The following is a 17,837-nucleotide window of genomic DNA, read 5'->3' as shown; positions in this document are numbered from 1 at the left end:
CACCGCATCACCCTGATGAATAAAGGTGCCCCGTGGAACTGGAAGACATCGATCTGAATTTGCTGGTGGTCTTTCAGCAGCTGCTCGTCACGCGCAAGGTGTCGCAGGCCGCGGAAAACCTGGGCCTGACGCAACCCGCGGTGAGCAACGCACTGGCGCGGCTGCGCCGCCTGCTGGGTGACGAGCTTTTCTTGCGCACGGCCCAGGGCATGCAGCCCACGCCCTATGCCGACCAGTTGGCGGAGTCGGTGTCGTACGCGCTGGCCATGATCCACGGCGCCCTCAACCACAGGCTGGGGTTCGATCCCGCCACCAGCCGGCGCGTGTTCAAGGTGGGCATGACGGACATCGGCGAGATCTACTTCCTGCCCCGCCTGCTGGAGCGGCTGGCCCAGGTGGCACCGGGCGTTCGCCTGACCACCGTGCGCAATTCAGCCACCGACCTGAAGGACGCCATGGAAGCCGGCAAGGTGGACCTGGCCGTGGGCCTGCTGCCGCAGCTCAAGGCCGGCTTCTTCCAGCGCCGGCTGTTCCGCCAACCCTACGTGTGCCTGTTCCGCGAGGGCCACCCGCTGCACAAGCGCCGCAGCATCGCACTGGCGGATTTTTCCAAGGCGGAGCACGTGGTGGTCGTCTCCGAAGGCACGGGCCATGGCAAGGTGGACGAGCTGCTGGAGCGCATGGGCGTGGCCCGCGACGTGCGGCTCACCGTGCCGCATTTCGTCGCCATCGGCCACATCCTGCAGGCCACCCAGATGGTCGCCACCGTGCCCGAGAAGATGGCCCAGAGCATGGCCGAGCCCTTCGGCCTGGCGTATGCGCCCCACCCGGCCAAACTGCCGCAGGTGGCGATCAATCTGTTCTGGCATACGAAGTACCACCGGGACCCCGGGAATCAGTGGCTGCGGGGGGTGTTGGTGGAGATGTTTGCGGAAGGGGAGTGAGGGCGTGGGCCCATCGCACGGATTGACCATCGCGATTCGCAAGTCTATTGCTGCGGCGCTGCTTCCCCCGGAGCGGCAATCGGATGAATGTCGCCTAAAGGCTGGGAGCGGTCGTTGGAGGTCATCGCACAGGATGTGCCGGTCTCCTCCGCCACCAGTCGTTCCCTGAATGAACCGCCCACGGTTCATCTTGGAGGGCGTTGGTGTGTGTCTACTGAGTGTCTGGACGCAACAGAATGCTGGATGTCTGTACACTAACGCAACTGCACAGACACTTGCGGGGCACCCCATGCGATTCACAGACACCAAGAGCGATACCCTGAACCTGCGCGTCTCCCCGACCTTCAAGCAGTTGCTTAAAGAGGCCGCAGACCACGAGCAACGCAGCATGGTGAACATGCTGGAAGTGCTGCTGGGGGACTACTGCGACCGCAAGGGCATCGTTCCCCCTGGCCAAAAAGCTACCCCTCCTGCACACAAGCGGGCGCGTGCAGACAGTAGGGCGCACGTGGGAGCTGCGGCATGACCTTCCGCTACATCGGCTCGAAGTCCCGGCTCATCGATCAGATCACTGCCTACATGGGGCATCCCAAACAGGGTGCCTTCTTTGTGGACGCCTTCTGTGGCACGGGGGTAGTGGCTGAGGCTGCTGCTGACCGTGGCTGGAACGTGCGCATTAACGACAGCTTGCACTCTGCGGTGATTTCCGCAGGAGCACGCCTCATCAGCACAGAGCAAGCGGCTTTCAAAAAGCTCGGGGGCTATGCCAAGGCCATCGCCAAGCTCAATGCTGCCAAGCCCAAGCACGGCTTCATGTGGCGCGAGTACAGCCCCGCATCGATGGACACGTGTGGCCTTGAAAGGCGCTATTTCACTCAAGAGAACGCAGCGCGCGTCGACGCGATGCGCTCATTGATTGGTGAGTGGGTGGAGGCCGGAACCATTGATGAAGTGGAAGAGCGCCTGCTCATCGCTGACCTCTTCGGAGCTTTAAATAGAGTGGCCAACATTGCGGGTACTTTTGGCTGCTTCCTCTCCAAGTGGACCCGTCAATCGCAAGACAAGATTGCGATGCGTTGCCGTGAGCTCAAAGCCAGTGGTGTGCGCGTGGAAGCTGCGGTGGGTGATGTGTTTGACGTACCCAACGCCGTGGAAGACTTGGTTTATCTGGACCCCCCTTACACCAAGCGCCAGTACGCAAGCTACTACCACATCCTTGAAACCGTAGCCTTGGGCGATGAGCCTGAGGTGGAGGGCGTTGCAGGGCTGCGTCCTTGGAAGGTTCTGGCTTCGGACTTTTGCTACAAGACCCGAGCACTCAAAACGCTCTTTCGTTTGGTCAGTGGCTTGAAGGCTCAAAAGGTTCTGCTCTCGTACAGCAGTGAAGGGCACATCAGCATGCCCGACATGAAGGCCGAGCTCTCGAAGATCGGCAAGTCCACGATGCACCCGCTAGGGGCCATTGGGCGCTATCGCCCCAACAAGGTTGCCAGCAACACAGCGTCTGATGTGAACGAGTTCTTGGTGGTTGTGGAGCGTCCCATGGCGCAGATTCCCAAGGCTCAACCCAAGACTGTCAAGGCGACCAAACCCATTCTCGTGGAGAGTTATGCATGAGTGCACCGCGTCCCGCGGAAGCGGAGTACCTGTCCTCAGCAGAAGCCGCCCTCACTCGGGCTGTGAGTGGAGGTCATGGGCCAGCGAGTTTTGAGTTGCGCCTCCAAGTGTTGGAGGCAGCATCAGCGCGCTTTGGTGGGTTCGATTTGGCCGCGTTTCACGAGGCGTTTGGCACTAAAAGCAAGCGCTCGGCAGCAGAGCTCTTGGAGCTTGCTGCACCCGTGGCAAGTGCCATCGAGCGCTCACCGATTCATCCTGCATTGGCGCTGAGTGCATTGGCACGCGAAGCCCTGCATGAACAGGGCCGGAAGAGCACGGGCGCGTATCACACGGACTTTCGCTTGGCCACGCGGTTGGCCCAGCTCGCAGCCCCCAAGCTCACTCACAAGAGCCGAGTGATTGATCCGGCAAGTGGTGCGGGAATTTTGCTTGCTGCACTGACCCATGCGGTGTGTGGCATGGACCGAGCCAGGACAACTCATTGGCTGGCTCATGGCGTGTGTGCCGCAGACCTTTCGGCCAATTCACTGCGCGCAGCACTGCTGGCACTGGCCTCCTTTACCGACGATGTGTCGGCTCTCAAAGCCATGCGTGCGCGTTGGCACTGTGGCGATAGCTTGATGGCAGATCGCAAGGTCTGGGCTGCGATGGCCCCTGAGGGCTTTGACGCGGTGATCGGCAACCCCCCATGGGAGAAGGTCAAGCTCTCACGGCATGAGTTTTTGAAGTCCTCAGGCGCCAAGCGCCACTACGGAGCACAAATTCATGGGCTTGATGAAGAGCGCTTTGCCCAGCAGCGCGATGAGGTTGCCAACTACTCTCGGCGCCTCTTGGCGCGGTACCCAGATTTGGGCAATGGTGAGCCAGACCTCTACATCGCCTTCACGGACCTCTTCTTTGAACTGTGCAAAGGGCAGGGGGTTGTGGCTGCGCTGATTCCCGGTGGCCTCATTCGTTCGCAAGGCACTCAGGCCATACGGCATAAGATTTTTGACGCCAGCCAAAGCGTGTCGCTCTCGATCATCGACAACCGTGCACGGTTCTTTGCCATCGACACGCGCTTTAAATTTCTGGCGGTGGCCCTCACCAAAGCTGGCTCTGAAAAGAGCAAGCGTGAGCCCATTACGCTCTTGCACGAACGGGGCACTCCCACGGGGTTGGAGACGACTGGAACGGCCACCATTGGACATGCAGCACTTGCTGCAGTTCGGGACGATTTGAGCCTTCCAGAGGTTCGTAGCGTTGCCGAGTGGAAGCTCTTCTCAAAGATCGCAGAAGCTGGGGTGTCGTGGGAAGAGCCGGGTTGTGGCTGGACGCCGAAGTTCTGTCGTGAAGTCGATATGACCAAGGAGCGCCCTAAGTTCCTGAGTCGCGCCACCCCAGGTGCTCTACCGTTGGTGGAAGGGCGCATGGTGCAGGCACATCGCTTCGGTGTGAAAGGGCATGTGTCTGGCACCGGCCGCAGTGCCTTGTGGGAAGCATTCCCCATCGGAGGCTCGCGCCTCTCGCCTCAATTTTGGATTCGCCCCAGCGACATGCCCCGTTCCAATCAGCACCGTGCGGATGTGCTGCGCGTGGGCTTCTGCGACATTGCAGGTCAAACCAATGAGCGCTCGCTCATGGCCTCGTTGATTCCGGCTGGGGTGGTCTGTGGTAACAAAGTGCCCACGATCCTGTTTCCCGATGACCCTTCGGAAGAGCGGTTGCTGGTGTGGGTGTCCATCGCCAACAGCTTTGCTTTTGACTGGATGCTTCGGCGCGTGCTCACCACCACGGTGAACTACTTCCTGCTGCAAAGCGTGCCCATGCCAAAGCTGGCCAAAGAGGGCTTGCCGTGGAAGAAGCTGGTGAGCGCTGCGCGCGAGCTGCGCACACTCGATGGCGCTGGGGCCACCCGTGAAACCTACGAGCGTATGGCGCAGCTTCGTGGGGAAATTGACGCCGAAGTGGCCGTGGCCTACGGGCTCGATTTAAAGGACATGGAGCTGGCGCTTCAAGACTTCCCGATTTTGGATCGGGGCCAATTGGGACTGCCGGGAGAGGCTAAGTCCACGATTACCCGAGACACCGTTTTGGCCGCTATGGCAAAACGCACAGGAAGTCGGTCTACAGTTTGGTCGCGCCGTGCGGTGGAGGCACGTGCGTTGGGGGCAATGGCTTATGTGCCCTCAGAACTCGCCCTTGGCGGCGAAGAAATCGAAGAAGGTGTGGGGGATAAGAACTATGGCTGAGGCTGCAAGCCAACAGGTTGCGCGATTGGTCTTCAAGGAAATCTTGGACGGGGATCGAAAGAAATTCTTGGCCAAATCGAATAATGATGCCGAAGCAGGAGGAGGTGCGAGAGACCTTCGCTTTGGGTCGGTCGATCAAGTAAAAGATACGTTAAAGCAGTTGTTCCCCGAGGTTGAACAGAAGACAAACAAGGCGGGCAACGCGCAGTTCAAGGGCGCATTCAATTGGATTGACCAGAACGGTGAGCATCAACAAGCAACCGCATTGTTGAAGCCGCCATACCTAAAACGCAACGAATTTCGGATCGCCCAAGTCCACAAGTATGCTTGCTTTCAGGTCCGGCCGATTCCGAAAGCAAGCAAGGGCAATCGGGTCTTGCTGCTACTGATCCAGCGGCACGATGGGTCCGTATGGCCGCACTTTGTTGAAGAGAAATCGTTGCGTACTCCGGACGCTTGGGATGAGTCGGTGAGTAAGCCGCTTCTTGAATGCTTGGACGCCAAACGGGCCAAGAATGTTGCCGCCATGGGATTCATCGATCTTTCAACCTCCAAGAAGTTCTGCAATGGCAAACAATGTGTCTGAGGATTGCAAGCAAACATTGAAGCTCTTGGCGCGATCCAGAAACGTTCTTGTTTCCGGGCCGCCAGGCACAGGGAAGTCAAAGCTTTTGGCTGAGGTTGCGCTTGCCTTCTTGACCCCTCCTGGGCAACAGTCGGACGCCGCTCCGAAACATGACCCAAATAACCCTGTCCCAATTCCGCCAGCCAAGAAGGCCTCAGATGCGTTGACTGAGCATTTTCCTAGCGCGAATAAAACGGATCGCAAGGTCTTTCGCACGGTATTTCACCAAAACTCCAAGTACCGCGATTTCGTATCGGGCATCACGCCTGCTGTGAACAAGCAAGCAGGAGAGCCTGACTTCACCATCGTGAAGGGCACGCTGTACCGTGCCAGTGAGCATGCGAAGGGCGCCAATGGCGCTGCACTCTTGATCATCGATGAGATCAACCGAGGGCCAGCAGTGCAGGTCTTTGGTGGTGCCATCGTGGCCATTGAGTCCGACAAACGTCTAGCCTCTGATGGGTCCAAGCGCGCCGAAACACAGTTCTTTGAAATGCTCGATCCCAAGACCGGTGATGTGATCGAGTACGCGTTGCCCCATGACCTCTACATCTTGGCTGCGATGAACCAAGCCGATGCTTCGGTGGAGCCTTTGGATGTGGCCTTCCTGCGCCGTTGGGAGCCTCTGCGTTTGGAGCCCGATGAAGCAGCGCTGCGAACCTTTTATGGGCTTGGCGCCAAGGGCGCTAACCCGTTGCCTGATGCACCTGCCAACGTGGGTGATGCCTTGGAGGCGTCGGTTCGTGCATGGGTGGCAGTCAATGCCCAAATCGCTCTGGGGCGTGGCCCCGATTTTCAGATCGGGCATGGCGTGCTGATGTCGGATGTGAGGCCCCAAACGCTGGCACTTTCTGAGGCTCTTGGCACCCTGTGCGTTGGTTGGGCCAAGGTGCGAGGGCACGTGGAAGAGGTGTTCTTCGGGGACACCCGTGGCATTGCTGCTGCCCTCAATGCACTTGATGGCCCAGCGTTCAATCCGTTCAAGCTCACCGAGATGACCTTTGCCGATGACCTGCGGTTTCGTCTTGAAGGCCCCACGAATTTTGCTGAGGACAACATCTACGCAGCACTGCGGGCATTTGCCAATCCTCGGGGGTAGCGCGTGGCGCACACCCGAACACGGCTGTCCCTTGTTGAGTACGGTGCACCCGTAGACCTGAGCCGTGCGATTGCCGAGGCCATTGGGGTAGATCGCACGAAGGCCAACAGCCTGTTGATGGAGGCTGGGAGTCGTGCTGCGTCGAGCCTTCGGCTCAACTACAACCCCATCAGTGTGGATGCCAAAGGCGCACGGGCCATTGATTTTGCAGGCCTCATCCGCCTGGCACCTTCACTGGAATTGGAAGTCGCGCCCAAATTTTTGGGACTCGATGACACCGATGCCGCGTGGCGCGAGGACTTCTTTTTTCTCTCCACGCTTTCAAGGCATGGGCGCCTATTGGCCTCTGAACGACTCTCGGCCTCAGGAGGCACACCACGGGACCTCTCCACGTTGGTGGCGCGTTCCATCACGAGCATGTACGAGGCCCGAAAGCGGCGCCCTCTGCGCAGCTATCGCAGGGTACGTGAGGCAGACTTTTTCATTGATGGGGACCCCGACCCGGTGGACCTCATTTTTCCGTCTCCCGATGGCTTTGAGCAAGAGCTCATCCGCTTTGACCGCAAGAACGGTTGGAACGGGGACGTCGTGGCGGCGGCCAAGGAGCTGCTGCCTGAGGTGAGCGACCCATCGGCTGCAAGTTCCTTGGTGCGCTTGATCGAAGACCTCTCGCCCCAAAACGCCCCTGCCAATCGTCGCAAACCCATTCCTGCAAGGCACAGAGCGTGGAAGCCACTGCATGAGCTCTCCATTGATGTGCTTGGAGGCTTGGGCCTCAACTACAAGCAGGGTCAGGCGCATGCACCGGGCTATTTGGTCGATACGTGGCGCGTGTGGGAAGACCTGTTGACGGTCGCTGCTCGATTGGGCTTTGGTCGCAATGCAGTAGTGCCTCAACGAGGCTACCCCTTGGGCACCAAGACCAAGATCAGCACCTGTGCTGTGAGCAAGCTTTCGGTGTATCCAGACTGCGTGATTGAGCCCGAAGGCACACGCCCAAGGATGCTGCTGGATGCCAAGTACAAGGGCCACGTGGAGAAGGGGCAGCTTCGCATTAGTGAGGCAGACATCTACGAAGCTTTAGCCTTCTCGAAAGCCACCGGATGCAACTTGGTGGCACTTGCCTATCCGGCGCAGCCAGGAGATGCCCCGCAGCCTGTGGGCACCTGCACGGTCTTTGAAAAGGCTGTGGTCGATGCGGTTCAGATCGTGGGCATCCAGATCGAGAGCCGTTTGATTTCCAAGACGGGCGCTCTCAGGGTGTTCGCCGCCAACATGGCTGCTGGGGTGGCAGCAGCCTTTGCCTGACCCGATTTGAGGACCCGCTGTGAGCCTGGCGCGGCGTTCAGTTCGGCATAGCCCGCGGCGCGGTGCTCGCCGGTGCGGATGTTCACCCCGTGGTAGTCGGCGGGCAGCCCCTTGAGGGCCAGCGCGATGCGCACCCGGTACGAGGTGGAGCTGTTGAAGAAGCTGTAGAGCTGCACGGCGGGCTCCACGGCGTCAGACCACGTCCACCCGCAGCTCGCCCAGGCGTTCCACGCCCACGACCATGCGGTCGCCGCGCACCACCGGGCCCACGCCCTCGGGCGTGCCGGTGTAGATCAGGTCGCCCGCCTCCAGGCGAAACCAGGTGGAGAGGTCGGCGATGGTCTCGGCCACCGACCAGATCAGGTGCGACACATCGCTGCGCTGGCGGTCCGCGCCGTTCACGGTGAGCCAGATGCCGGCCTGCTCAAAGTGGCCCACGTCGCTGGCGCGGTGGATGGGCCCGATGGGCGCGGAGGCATCGAAGGCCTTGCCGATCTCCCAGGGCCGGCCCATCTGGCGCATTTCCATCTGCCGGTCGCGGCGGGTCATGTCCAGGCCCACGGCATAGCCCCAGGCGTGCTGCAGCGCGTTCTCGCGGGCGATGTCGCTGCCCGCTTTGCCGATGGCCACGACCAGTTCCGCCTCGTAGTGGAAGTTGTCCGTGCGCGAGGGGTAGGCACCCTGCCCTTCCACGATGAAGCGCAGCGCCGACTGCGTGTGGCGGTGGCTGGGCGCCACCTCGCCGGGCAGGATGAGCTGCAGCCCCGCATACAGCGTGGAGGTGATGCTCGCGCGGCCGGGCAGGCCGGGGTTCTCCAAGATGAGCACGCGGCGCACCGCCTCCTCGGCGCTGATGACGTCGCCGGCCTGCATCACCAGCGGGCGCACGTCCTCGTATTTCCAGAAGGCGGGCACGGCCCGCGGGCGGGGTTCGCGCGGCACCAGGCTGTGCAGCGATTCCCAGAGCGGGGCCATGCCGTGGCGGGCGATGTGGTCGTAGTAGGCCTGCCGGTCGGCGGATGCGGCGGCAGGCGGCGATGCCAGGGTGGGCGTGTCCATGGGTTGTCTCCTGTGTCTGCGGCCAGCCATGCCAAAGCGCTCGAATGCGCGTTGCCAGCCGGTCCATGGGGCGGATTATTCGAACCCGTCGATAGTCCGTAAAATCATTTATTGGTCTTATCCATAATCTTTTGGATATACCTTCAACACCACCGACGACCCCATGGACTGGACCCACCGCCTGCGCCTGCGCCTGCGCCTGCGACAGCTGCAGATGCTTTTGAGCCTGGCGCAAACCGGCAACATGAGCCAGTCGGCGCAGTTGCTCCACACCGCGCAGCCCGCGCTCTCCAAGTGGCTCAAGGAACTGGAGGAGGACCTGGGCATGGTGCTGTTCGAGCGCCATGCGCGCGGGCTCAAGCCCACGCCCCAGGGCGAGGCGCTGATCGCCCACGCCCGGCGCATCGAGGCCCACCTGGACAGCGCCCGCGACGACATGCAGGCCCTGCGCGACGGCGGCAGCGGGCTGGTGGCGGTGGGCACCTCGGGTGCGTCGGCGTCCGACGTGGTGCCCATGGCGGTGCTGCGCCTGCTGGAGTGGCTGCCGCGCGCACAGATCCGGCTGGCCGAAAGCACCATGAACGTGCTCATGCAGCAGCTGGCCCATGGCGAGCTGGACGTGGTGGTGGGCCGCTCCGCGCCCGAACTGCACGACACCCACATCCACACCGAGATGCTGTACATGGAGCCCATCCATTTGGTGGCGCGCCCGCAGCACCCGCTGCTGCGGCAGGAGCGCGCGCTGGAATGGGGCGATCTCATGGCCTACCGCTGGCTCGTCTGGCCGCGCGGCACGCCGATCCGCAATGCGCTGGAAGGCGCGCTGGCAACCGCCGGGCATGCGCTTCCGCAGGGCAGCGTGGAATCCAACTCCGTCACGCTCAACCTCACGCTGCTGGGCCACAGCGACATGATCGGCATGGCCTCGCACCGCGCGGCGCTGCGGTTTTCACACATGGGCGCACTGCGCGTGCTGCCGGTGCGGCTGTCGGGCTTCGGCTCGGTATCGATGTACTGGCGCGAGAACACCACCGACCGGGCGGCGGTGGCCAGCATGCTGCGCGCCCTGCGCGAGGCCGCGGCACCCGCCTCCTGACCGCACGCACGGCGTGCAGGCCCGTGCCAATGGGGGCACCATGGCGGCCTGGGCGCACGGTGCGCCCCCACGCGCAGGAGACGACCCCATGGCCCAGGCCACCCACGCAGTTTTCAACCAGTTTTCCGAACGCACCGACTACGACCTGCTCGCCACCGATGCCGCGCTGCAGGACGGGCTGCGCCGCACGGGTGCGCAAGGCGCCCTGCCCGCCCTGGGCGCCTACGCACGGCAACTCGGCACGGCCGCGACAGGGGCCCTGGCCGAACAGGCCAACCGCCACACGCCGCAACTGCACCGCTTCGACAACCGGGGCCGACGCATCGACCGGGTCGAGTTCCATCCCGCGTGGGACGCGCTCATGGCGCTCTACCGCGCGCAGGGCCTGGTCTCCATGCCCTTCGACAGCGACCGGCCCGGCCGATGGGCCGCCTGGGCCGCGGGCTTTTACCTGCACGGCCAGGTCGAGCAAGGCACCCTGTGCCCCGCCACCATGACGCAGGCCGCGATCCCGCTACTGCGCAAGGAGCCCGTGCTCTGGGCGCAGCTGGCGGACAAGCTCCACAGCCGCACCCACGACCCGCGCGACCGGCCCGCGCAGGAAAAATCCAGCGTCTGGCTGGGCATGGGCATGACCGAAAAGCAGGGCGGCTCCGACGTGCGAGCCAACACCACCGTGGCCACGCCCGTCGGCGCGGGCGGGCGCGGCGGCGAATACCGGCTGCAAGGCCACAAGTGGTTCTTCTCCACCCCGCAGAGCGACGCGCACCTGGTGGTGGCGCGCACCGGCGAGGGCGGCCCCTTTGCCTGCTTCTACGTGCCGCGCTGGCGGCCCGACGGCACGCTCAACGCGGTACACGTGCAGCGCCTGAAGGACAAGGTGGGCAACCGCAGCAACGCCAGCGGCGAGGTGGAATTCGACGGCGCCTGGGGCCTGCTGATGGGCGAGGAAGGCCGGGGCATTCCCACCATCATCGAGATGGCCACGTATACGCGCCTGAACTGCGTGGCCGGCAGCGCCGCCATCCTGCGCCAGGCCACCGTGCAGGCCATCGCCTATGCCCGCCAGCGCCACGCCTTCGGCCGGGCCCTGGCCGAGCAGCCGCTGATGCGCGCCGTGCTGGCCGACCTGGCGCTGGAGAGCGAGGCCGCGCTGGCGCTGCTGATGCGCCTGGCCGAGGCCTTCGAACGCGACGACGACGGCACCGCCAGCGCGGTCGACCGCGCCTGGAAGCGCGTGATGACGCCCGCTGCCAAGTTCTGGGTCTGCAAGCGTGGCGTGGAGTCGGCCGGCGAGGCCATGGAGGTCTTCGGCGGCAACGGCTACGTGCAGGACGGCGTGATGGCGCGCCTCTTTCTCGAATCGCCCGTCAACTCGATCTGGGAAGGCTCGGGCAACGTGATGTGCCTGGACGTGCTGCGCGCCCTGGCGCGCGAGCCCGAGGCCGCGTCAGCGCTGCTGCAGGACTTCGCCGACGCCGCGGCCGGGGAGCCGCGCATCCTCGACGCGCTCCGGCCGCTCCAAGGCCTGCTGGCCCTCCCGCCCGAAGAGCGGGAGCCCCTGGGTCGCCAGCTCGTGCAGCGCCTGGTGCTGGTGGCGCAAGCCTGCCTGCTGCGCCGCCATGCGCCGCAGGCGGTGGCGGATGCGTTCATTGCCACCCGGCTGGAGGACGGCGGCGCAGGCCGCGTCGTGGGCGCCATCGACACCCGAGCGATGGACACCGGGGCGATTCTGGAACGGGCGTTTCCGGCGTGATCCGCCCGGCGGCGCCCTTCGCGCCATGGCGCGGGGCTTCGCGCGGCCGCCTGGCGAGCGGCCAGGGCTGCCGCACCATGCGGCGGCATCCGCCACGGCCCGCCGTTGGCCCCTGCGCCACCCGTCCGCAAAGCGCCCCATGCATCCCATCCCCACACGCCCCTCTTCCCCGTCAGCGCGACCGAACGTTTCCGGCGAACCCGCGGCACCCGAGGCTCCAGGCCGCTCGCCTTCGCGTTCGCCATCGCCCCACCTGCGGCACGGCACGCTGTCCTCCCGACCGGCCACGCCCGCGTCGCCGGGCACGCCGATGGCGCCACGGCTCACCGAACTTGGCAGGTCCAGCTCCAGCGAACAACTGCAGGCCCTCATGCGGCAGCAAGCCAAAGAGTTCGGCATCGAGATGGATTGGGATTCGAACTCGGATTCGGATTCGGATTCCGACGCAGGCTCCGAGGCAAGCCTCGACGTCATCGTGGACGACAGTGCCCTCCACGCCGCGCGCCAGGACCGGATCGCCGAACTCACGCAGGCCCTGGCACAGGCCCGCACGCCCGAAGCCTTGAACGCCATGGTGGCGCAAGCCGTGCAAACGGCGTGGCAAGCGGCGCAAAGCAGCGCACTGCCCACCGGCGCGGACATCTCCAAGGCGCTTCAACCCACTTACGACCATCGCACCAACGGCTTCATGGAGGCCAAGCAGGCCATCCGGCGCCTGGAGACGGCAGCGAACGCCTGGGAGGCCGCCGTGGAGCACCACCAGGCCGCGCTGTCTGCCCGCGACCTGCTGCTGCCCCATGCGGGCCCCGACGTGCTCGACCACCAGCTGTTGCAATGGGAGGCGGTGGCCTACCGGGTGCGCGCGCAGGAAAAAGCCCTGAGCGGTCTTTTGCTGCCGCTGCAGTTTCCCTATGCGCGAGCCGTTGGCAAGGCCCGCACCCAGAACGAGGCCGCAGGCCGCCTGCGCGAGGCCTGCGCCCTGCGCGAACGCGAGCCCCTGCACGCACTGCCCCCGAATGTGGCGGACATCGACGCGGCGCTCCGCCAGCAGCTGGCGGGCATCGGTCCGTCAATGAAGGACCTTTTGAACAACATCGGCCCCAGTGGTGAATTGAAAAGCACCGCCTCCCGTTCGGCGCCGCCGGGCAGCCAAGCCCGTCAGCCCGAGGCCATGGACGAGGACGGCCTGACGCAGTATGTGCAGTCCTGCGCTGCCCTCGAAGCAGCAGCGCAGGGCTTGCTGGCCGCCTGGGCACACCCGCCCGCTGGACCGATTGCCGAGGCAGGCGAGATTGCCAAGGCCATGCTCAGCCCTCAGGCCCAGGAAACCCGTGCAGCCCTGCGGCGGGAAGCCGCACTGACCAAGGCCATCGATTCCTTGCTGGTCGGGGAGCAAAGGCTGTCAGGCCGAGCCACCGCAGGGCAGGACACCGCGCCACAGGCGCCCTGGCTGGCCACGTTGAAGGTGTTCAACGACCTGAACCTCGCATTGCAACGCGCGGACAATGCCGAGCGCACGCTCCAGGAACATACCGCGCAGTGGAGCGCCGAACAATGCGAGGCCTCGCGGAAGGTCATCGATGAACTGCAAACCCGCATCGCCACCGCCCGGGAGCACGCATCGCAACAAGGCAGCGCAGCCCTGCATCAGACGCTCGACCACCTGATTCAGCAAGGCATTGGCATGCTGCAGGGGACGCGCGGCGAAGCCGGCGACGGCCAGGCCGAAGCCCGGGCCGCGTTGCCCGGCTTGGCCGCGGCGGCGCGGCATGCCCTGGCGGAGCTGAAGCAATCCAGGGTACACCCCCGCATCGCCGCCCCTTCGCTGGAGCAGTGCCGTTGGGTATGCACCGCCGTCGCTCAGGCTTGCGACGACATGGCCCAGGTTCCCGAGACGCTGGCCGAGACGCAGCAACACGCAGCACGCCTGCAGGTGGCCGAGCAACGGGCACGGCAGGCGGCCCAAGGGGCGCTGGCTCCCGCCATGCACCAGCTGGCCTACCTCTGCGAGGCTGCCCGCACGGACACGCTGACTGCGGCGGCTGGCATGCAGGCGCAGGCCGCCCGCCAACTGGAGGCACGGGCCGCCATGGAGGCGCAGGCCGCTGGCAAGCTCCAGGCGCTGCGGGAAGGCGCCCTGCAGGCGGCCATGGCGCCGGTGCTCATGGCGCTGGACCAACGGCCACAGCCTGCCGCCGATGCGCAGACCTCGCCCACCCATCCATGGCCACGCCACGGCGACGTTCTGGATCCGTTGAACCGGGGACTGCGCGCCGCGCGTGACGCGCAGGCCACGCTCGACGGCCATATCGCGTCGTGGAGCGACGAGCAGCGCCAGGAGTCGAGCGAGGCCATCGGCGCACTGAAAACCCGTATCGCCGCTGGTGGCAAGGCCGCGCTCGAAGGCGCGATTTCCGACCTGCACCGGGCTTTCGGGACGATCTGGCGCGCCGGGGCGCAAATGCTGTCGGCAGAGCCAGCGGATGGGCCGGAAACCGCCTTGGCGCACTCGCTGGCCCACCAGGCCCTGGACGCGGCCCAGGGCTTCCACGGCGCGCTCCAAATTCCTCTTGAGGGCACGCCCCTGCTGGAGCACCAGGTGGTCGCGTTCTTCGCCAAGGCCTTCGGCCCCCTGTCCAAAGCCGGGGAAGGGCTGCGCATGCCGCTGGGCACGCCGGCCGAGGCGTTGGCGCGCGCCGCCGTGCTGGAAACCGCCGCCAAGCAGGCACGGGAAGCCGCGCAAACCGGATTGACGGCCCCCCTGCAGCAGTGGGCTCTCTGGTGCGAAGGCCTGCGCACGGATGCCATCGGCGCGGCCGTGCTCCACGACATGAAGGCGATCGATGCCCTGTGCGAAGCCAGCGACGAGGCCCTTTCCGCTGCGGTGTGGCAGCTCAGCGATCGCCTTCTCGCAACGCATGAACTGGTTTTCGACCTGCCTTTCCAGGTCACGGCCGAGGGCTTGTTGACTGTGGCAACTCCCGCGGCGGCGCCTGCCCTGCCGACGGCTGAGGAAGACCTGGACATGGCGAAGAACGCAGCCGCCATCGCGCAGCGTGCCACCGAACTGCGCGCCAGCCTGCCGAAAACGGTGCCGCCCGGTGCCCTGCCGGAGATGGCGCGGGACTACCAGTCCTCCCGCAACCGGCTCAGCGAGATGGCCTACGCGGCCCGGGTGGCATCCGGTCTGCTGCCGCTCTTTCATGAGGCCTCGCAAGCCATCGCCCAGGCCTCCGTGGCCGAACGGCCCCGCGTGGCCAAGCAGTTCGCCAACGCCGTACTGTCCTTCCACCAGGATGCGACCGACGCCCTGAGCGATTACCTGGAAGCCAGCCTGCGCCTGCAATCGCGCAGCGACCGCCAGTCGGCCGCCATCGACGGCGCGAATGTGCGCCAGAGCGAACGGCTGGTGACGCTGATGCAGCGCAGCCTGGAAGGTCTGGGCCATCTCCTGGAGTGCCGGAAGATGGCGATCGACATCCATGCCCGACAGGCCAGCAGGCACCGCGACGTCAGGGATGGCCTGATGACCATCACCGACCGGTATGAACGGGCGACCCAGAAAATCGACGACAGCATGGAGCACCTGGCGCAGCGGCTGGACTTGGAAAGCCAACTCCCGGACTATGCCGACATCGCGAACGCGGAGAAAGCCAATGTCATGGGCGCGTTCGGCATGCTGATATGGCGGGGCAAATTCGAAAGCAGCATCGTTCAGGCCCAGCTGGCGTCCGATTGGCTGGCGAGGTTCCTGGGGCCGGACCAGCCGCTGCGCACGGCCTCGGACCTGACCGGCTGCACCGAGTTGATCGACTTGCTCCACCGCAGCCTGTCCGAGCAGAACACCTTCGCCCTCAAGCAGGTGCGCGACGACAGCAACACGCATCTGGTGCGGCAGATGCTCAAGGTCTCGCTGGATGGCATGCAACGGCTCAAGACCTTCGAAGCCCGGATCGGCGTTCTGAGACAGGCGCTGGCCACCACCGCCGCCACAGCCTCCTCCAGTGCCGTACCGCAGAAGACACGCCAACGCCGCAGACGCTGACGCTGACGGGAGACCGGTGGGCGTTGCCTTCGCCTTCCATGATTTGCTACAAATTTAATAGCATCACAGGCATGTGATATCCCGGCATACCGCTGTTTTCGCTTGAAACCGGATTCGCCGGCCATTTCACGATGGACGAGGGCGCGCCAGCGGTCGTTCCGGCACCACCGCCAGGGAGAGGGCTCACCCCGGCACGCCGCCCCAGCGCTGCAGCAGCAACGCATCCTCGGCTGCGCGCTGGCGTTGCATGAACTCGGCGGCGGCCTCGTTGTAGGCCACGCGCTCCTGCACGTGGGCATCGCCATCGCGTGGCAGATCGCGGTCATGGAACGGGTCTTCGTCGAAAGCCGCTTCGAGTGCGGCGAACGGCTCGCGATGCAGGTGCCGCATGCCGACGCGCCACGTTTCGTTGGACAGCAGGTAGGCCGTGAGTTGCCGGTCGTCGCCTTCGGCGTCCATCACCCCCGCGGCCAGGGCCGACAGGTCGCCGGGCGTTAGCACGCTTTGCGTGGCATAGGTCATTTCGGAAGGCACGCTGCCCGGCAGCACCAGCAGGGCCTTCAGGCTGACCTTGGCGTGCAGCATGGTCTCCAGGGGTTCCCTGCGCAACTGCCGCTCCATCTCCTCGGGAATGCCGGGTGTTTCCAGCGCCTGGCGGATGAAGTGGTGCACGGCCGTCTCCAACGCTCCCAGCCGGAACTGCTGCCGCGCCCAGCTGTCCAGCCCCGCCGCGTCGATGCGGCCCTCTTGCACCGCCTGGGCCATCTGGTGGTTGCGCACCGCGAGGACGATGGCGGAAAAGCCTTCGGCCACGTTGTCGCCGCACGATCCGAGCGCGTTCTCGGCCATGGCCAGCACCCGCGCCCGGAGCGGGCCGTCGCGGGCGATGGCCCGAATCACCTGCACCCCTTCCTGCAGGACGGTGGCGCCCGGCCCGTGGGCTTTCTGCAGCGCCAGGGTGGACGGCAGCCTTCGTTCCAGCAAATGGGCGAACGCGGGCGCGTTTTCCTCCCCATCGAAGGCCTCCTGGGCTTCCAGCCAGAGCGAGAAGGGTTCCCACAGCTCGGATCGAAGGTGGGGTGGCGTGGCTTTGTGCAGGGCCCCGGCACCGATTGCCCGGTAGCCCCGCTCCGCGAGGGCCACGATGCCCTCCCGGGACAGCCGTTCGGCATGGTCCGGTGTGAGCGTGGCGCCGTTCTCGCCATGGGCCTGCAAGGCACATGCGGCCGCATCGCGCAGGGGCTGCGCGAGCGATTCGTCACCGATCACCCGCAGGAGCTGGTTGAACGCCGCGCGGTACTCCGGCCCCCGCATGCGGCCCTCCCCGTCGCGGGCCGCCACCCCACCATCGATCGGGGCGCAGGCCCGCAGCAGAGACAGGACCCGCTGGCCGGCCTGGGCCAGGCGCCCGGCATCGTGGCGGATCTCGCGGCGGGCTCGCAGTTGCGCCTTCAAAACCGACATCCACAGGTTCATCTCCGGGGAGGGCGCCTGCAGGTCGGGGTGCTTTCGCCAGTGCGCTTCCAGAGTTTGCGCGAGAAGCGCGCGCTGCGCGGGGGCCAGTGCCTTGGCGTGCAGATACTGGGCGGAGGCAGGCGCTTGCAGCCAGTCCGCCCATGCCGGCAAGGGCACGGCAGGCGCCTCGGCCGCCGGGCCCGGGGCGGACGCTGCGGCCGGCACGGGCGTGGCTGGTGCGCCGTGCGCGGCCCCGCCTGCGGCAGGCGCGGGCGGGATTCCCAGCAACTCCCCCAGCGTGCGGCGCACGGGGGGCGCGGGCATCGGCGCGGTGGCGGCGGCCCCTGGTGCCGAAGGGGGCCGCGCCGCCATGGCCCCCAGCGGCATTCCCAACAGCGATCCGAGCGTGTGCCTCTCCGGCGGGGCGACCGGCGCGGCCACGTGATCGGCCGGCCTCTGCGGTGGCAGCGCGGCCGGCACGGACAGCGCACGGGAAGGGCCGGACAGGGGCATGGCGCAACGCGGAGTGAAGAACGCCGACATGCTGCCCCGAACCCGAACCCAGGGTCGCCCACCCTCCGAAGAGGGTGCGCTGGAGGCGA

Annotated in this window: 12 protein-coding genes and 1 pseudogene; 10 read left to right on the top strand and 3 right to left on the bottom strand. The window is 65.4% G+C overall.

Annotation, left to right across the window (positions count from 1 at the left end):
* Positions 1-32: 32 nt before the first annotated feature.
* The 7 genes from AVKW3434_RS09775 (at position 33) to AVKW3434_RS09745 (ending at position 7,824) form a co-directional block, all read left to right on the top strand.
* The gene (locus AVKW3434_RS09775) at positions 33-944 is read left to right on the top strand and encodes a LysR family transcriptional regulator (protein WP_284405684.1); all 912 of its coding nucleotides are present in this window, start codon (positions 33-35) and stop codon (positions 942-944) included.
* Between the two features lie 289 nt (positions 945-1,233).
* Positions 1,234-1,470: a hypothetical protein gene (locus AVKW3434_RS09770; RefSeq protein ID WP_284405683.1), complete on the top strand. Its 237-nt coding sequence runs from the start codon at positions 1,234-1,236 to the stop codon at positions 1,468-1,470.
* Positions 1,467-2,561 (top strand): DNA adenine methylase, encoded by a 1,095-nt coding sequence (locus AVKW3434_RS09765; RefSeq protein WP_284405682.1) that lies wholly within the window; start codon positions 1,467-1,469, stop codon positions 2,559-2,561. Before AVKW3434_RS09770 ends, AVKW3434_RS09765 begins: the two co-directional genes overlap by 4 nt.
* 95 nt (positions 2,562-2,656) lie before the next feature.
* Positions 2,657-4,792 (top strand): Eco57I restriction-modification methylase domain-containing protein, encoded by a 2,136-nt coding sequence (locus AVKW3434_RS09760; protein ID WP_284405681.1) that lies wholly within the window; start codon positions 2,657-2,659, stop codon positions 4,790-4,792.
* The gene (locus tag AVKW3434_RS09755) at positions 4,785-5,378 is read left to right on the top strand and encodes a hypothetical protein (RefSeq protein WP_284405680.1); all 594 of its coding nucleotides are present in this window, start codon (positions 4,785-4,787) and stop codon (positions 5,376-5,378) included. Before AVKW3434_RS09760 ends, AVKW3434_RS09755 begins: the two co-directional genes overlap by 8 nt.
* The gene (locus AVKW3434_RS09750; RefSeq protein ID WP_284405679.1) at positions 5,359-6,516 is read left to right on the top strand and encodes an AAA family ATPase; all 1,158 of its coding nucleotides are present in this window, start codon (positions 5,359-5,361) and stop codon (positions 6,514-6,516) included. Before AVKW3434_RS09755 ends, AVKW3434_RS09750 begins: the two co-directional genes overlap by 20 nt.
* A 3-nt stretch (positions 6,517-6,519) precedes the next feature.
* Complete coding sequence (locus AVKW3434_RS09745; RefSeq protein WP_284405678.1) at positions 6,520-7,824, top strand: 5-methylcytosine restriction system specificity protein McrC; 1,305 nt, start codon at positions 6,520-6,522, stop codon at positions 7,822-7,824.
* Positions 7,825-7,853: 29 nt separating this feature from the next.
* Here AVKW3434_RS09745 and AVKW3434_RS09740 read toward each other — a convergent pair.
* Both AVKW3434_RS09740 and AVKW3434_RS09735 read right to left on the bottom strand, forming a co-directional pair.
* Positions 7,854-8,000, bottom strand: a pseudogene (locus tag AVKW3434_RS09740) (thioredoxin domain-containing protein); the annotation flags it as partial.
* Positions 8,001-8,016: 16 nt separating this feature from the next.
* Positions 8,017-8,883: a fumarylacetoacetate hydrolase family protein gene (locus tag AVKW3434_RS09735; protein WP_284405677.1), complete on the bottom strand. Its 867-nt coding sequence runs from the start codon at positions 8,881-8,883 to the stop codon at positions 8,017-8,019.
* A gap of 163 nt (positions 8,884-9,046) precedes the next feature.
* On the opposite strand from AVKW3434_RS09735, the gene AVKW3434_RS09730 reads away from it, so the two are divergent.
* The 3 genes from AVKW3434_RS09730 (at position 9,047) to AVKW3434_RS09720 (ending at position 15,780) form a co-directional block, all read left to right on the top strand.
* Positions 9,047-9,979, top strand: coding sequence for a LysR family transcriptional regulator (locus tag AVKW3434_RS09730; protein ID WP_284405676.1), 933 nt, complete (start codon positions 9,047-9,049; stop codon positions 9,977-9,979).
* Positions 9,980-10,067: 88 nt separating this feature from the next.
* Positions 10,068-11,735, top strand: a complete 1,668-nt coding sequence (locus AVKW3434_RS09725; RefSeq protein WP_284405675.1) for an acyl-CoA dehydrogenase family protein — start codon at positions 10,068-10,070, stop codon at positions 11,733-11,735.
* Between the two features lie 370 nt (positions 11,736-12,105).
* On the top strand, positions 12,106-15,780 hold the full coding sequence (locus tag AVKW3434_RS09720) for a hypothetical protein (RefSeq protein WP_284405674.1): 3,675 nt from the start codon (positions 12,106-12,108) through the stop codon (positions 15,778-15,780).
* Between the two features lie 183 nt (positions 15,781-15,963).
* On the opposite strand, the gene AVKW3434_RS09715 is transcribed toward AVKW3434_RS09720, so the two are convergent.
* On the bottom strand, positions 15,964-17,748 hold the full coding sequence (locus AVKW3434_RS09715) for an NEL-type E3 ubiquitin ligase domain-containing protein (RefSeq protein ID WP_284405673.1): 1,785 nt from the start codon (positions 17,746-17,748) through the stop codon (positions 15,964-15,966).
* Positions 17,749-17,837 lie beyond the last annotated feature (89 nt).

Origin of the sequence: Acidovorax sp. SUPP3434 (assembly GCF_030159015.1) — a bacterium.
Lineage (GTDB): Bacteria > Pseudomonadota > Gammaproteobacteria > Burkholderiales > Burkholderiaceae_C > Paracidovorax.
The sequence above is the reverse complement of the archived record's forward strand: the minus strand, read 5'-3'. Positions and strand labels throughout refer to the sequence as shown.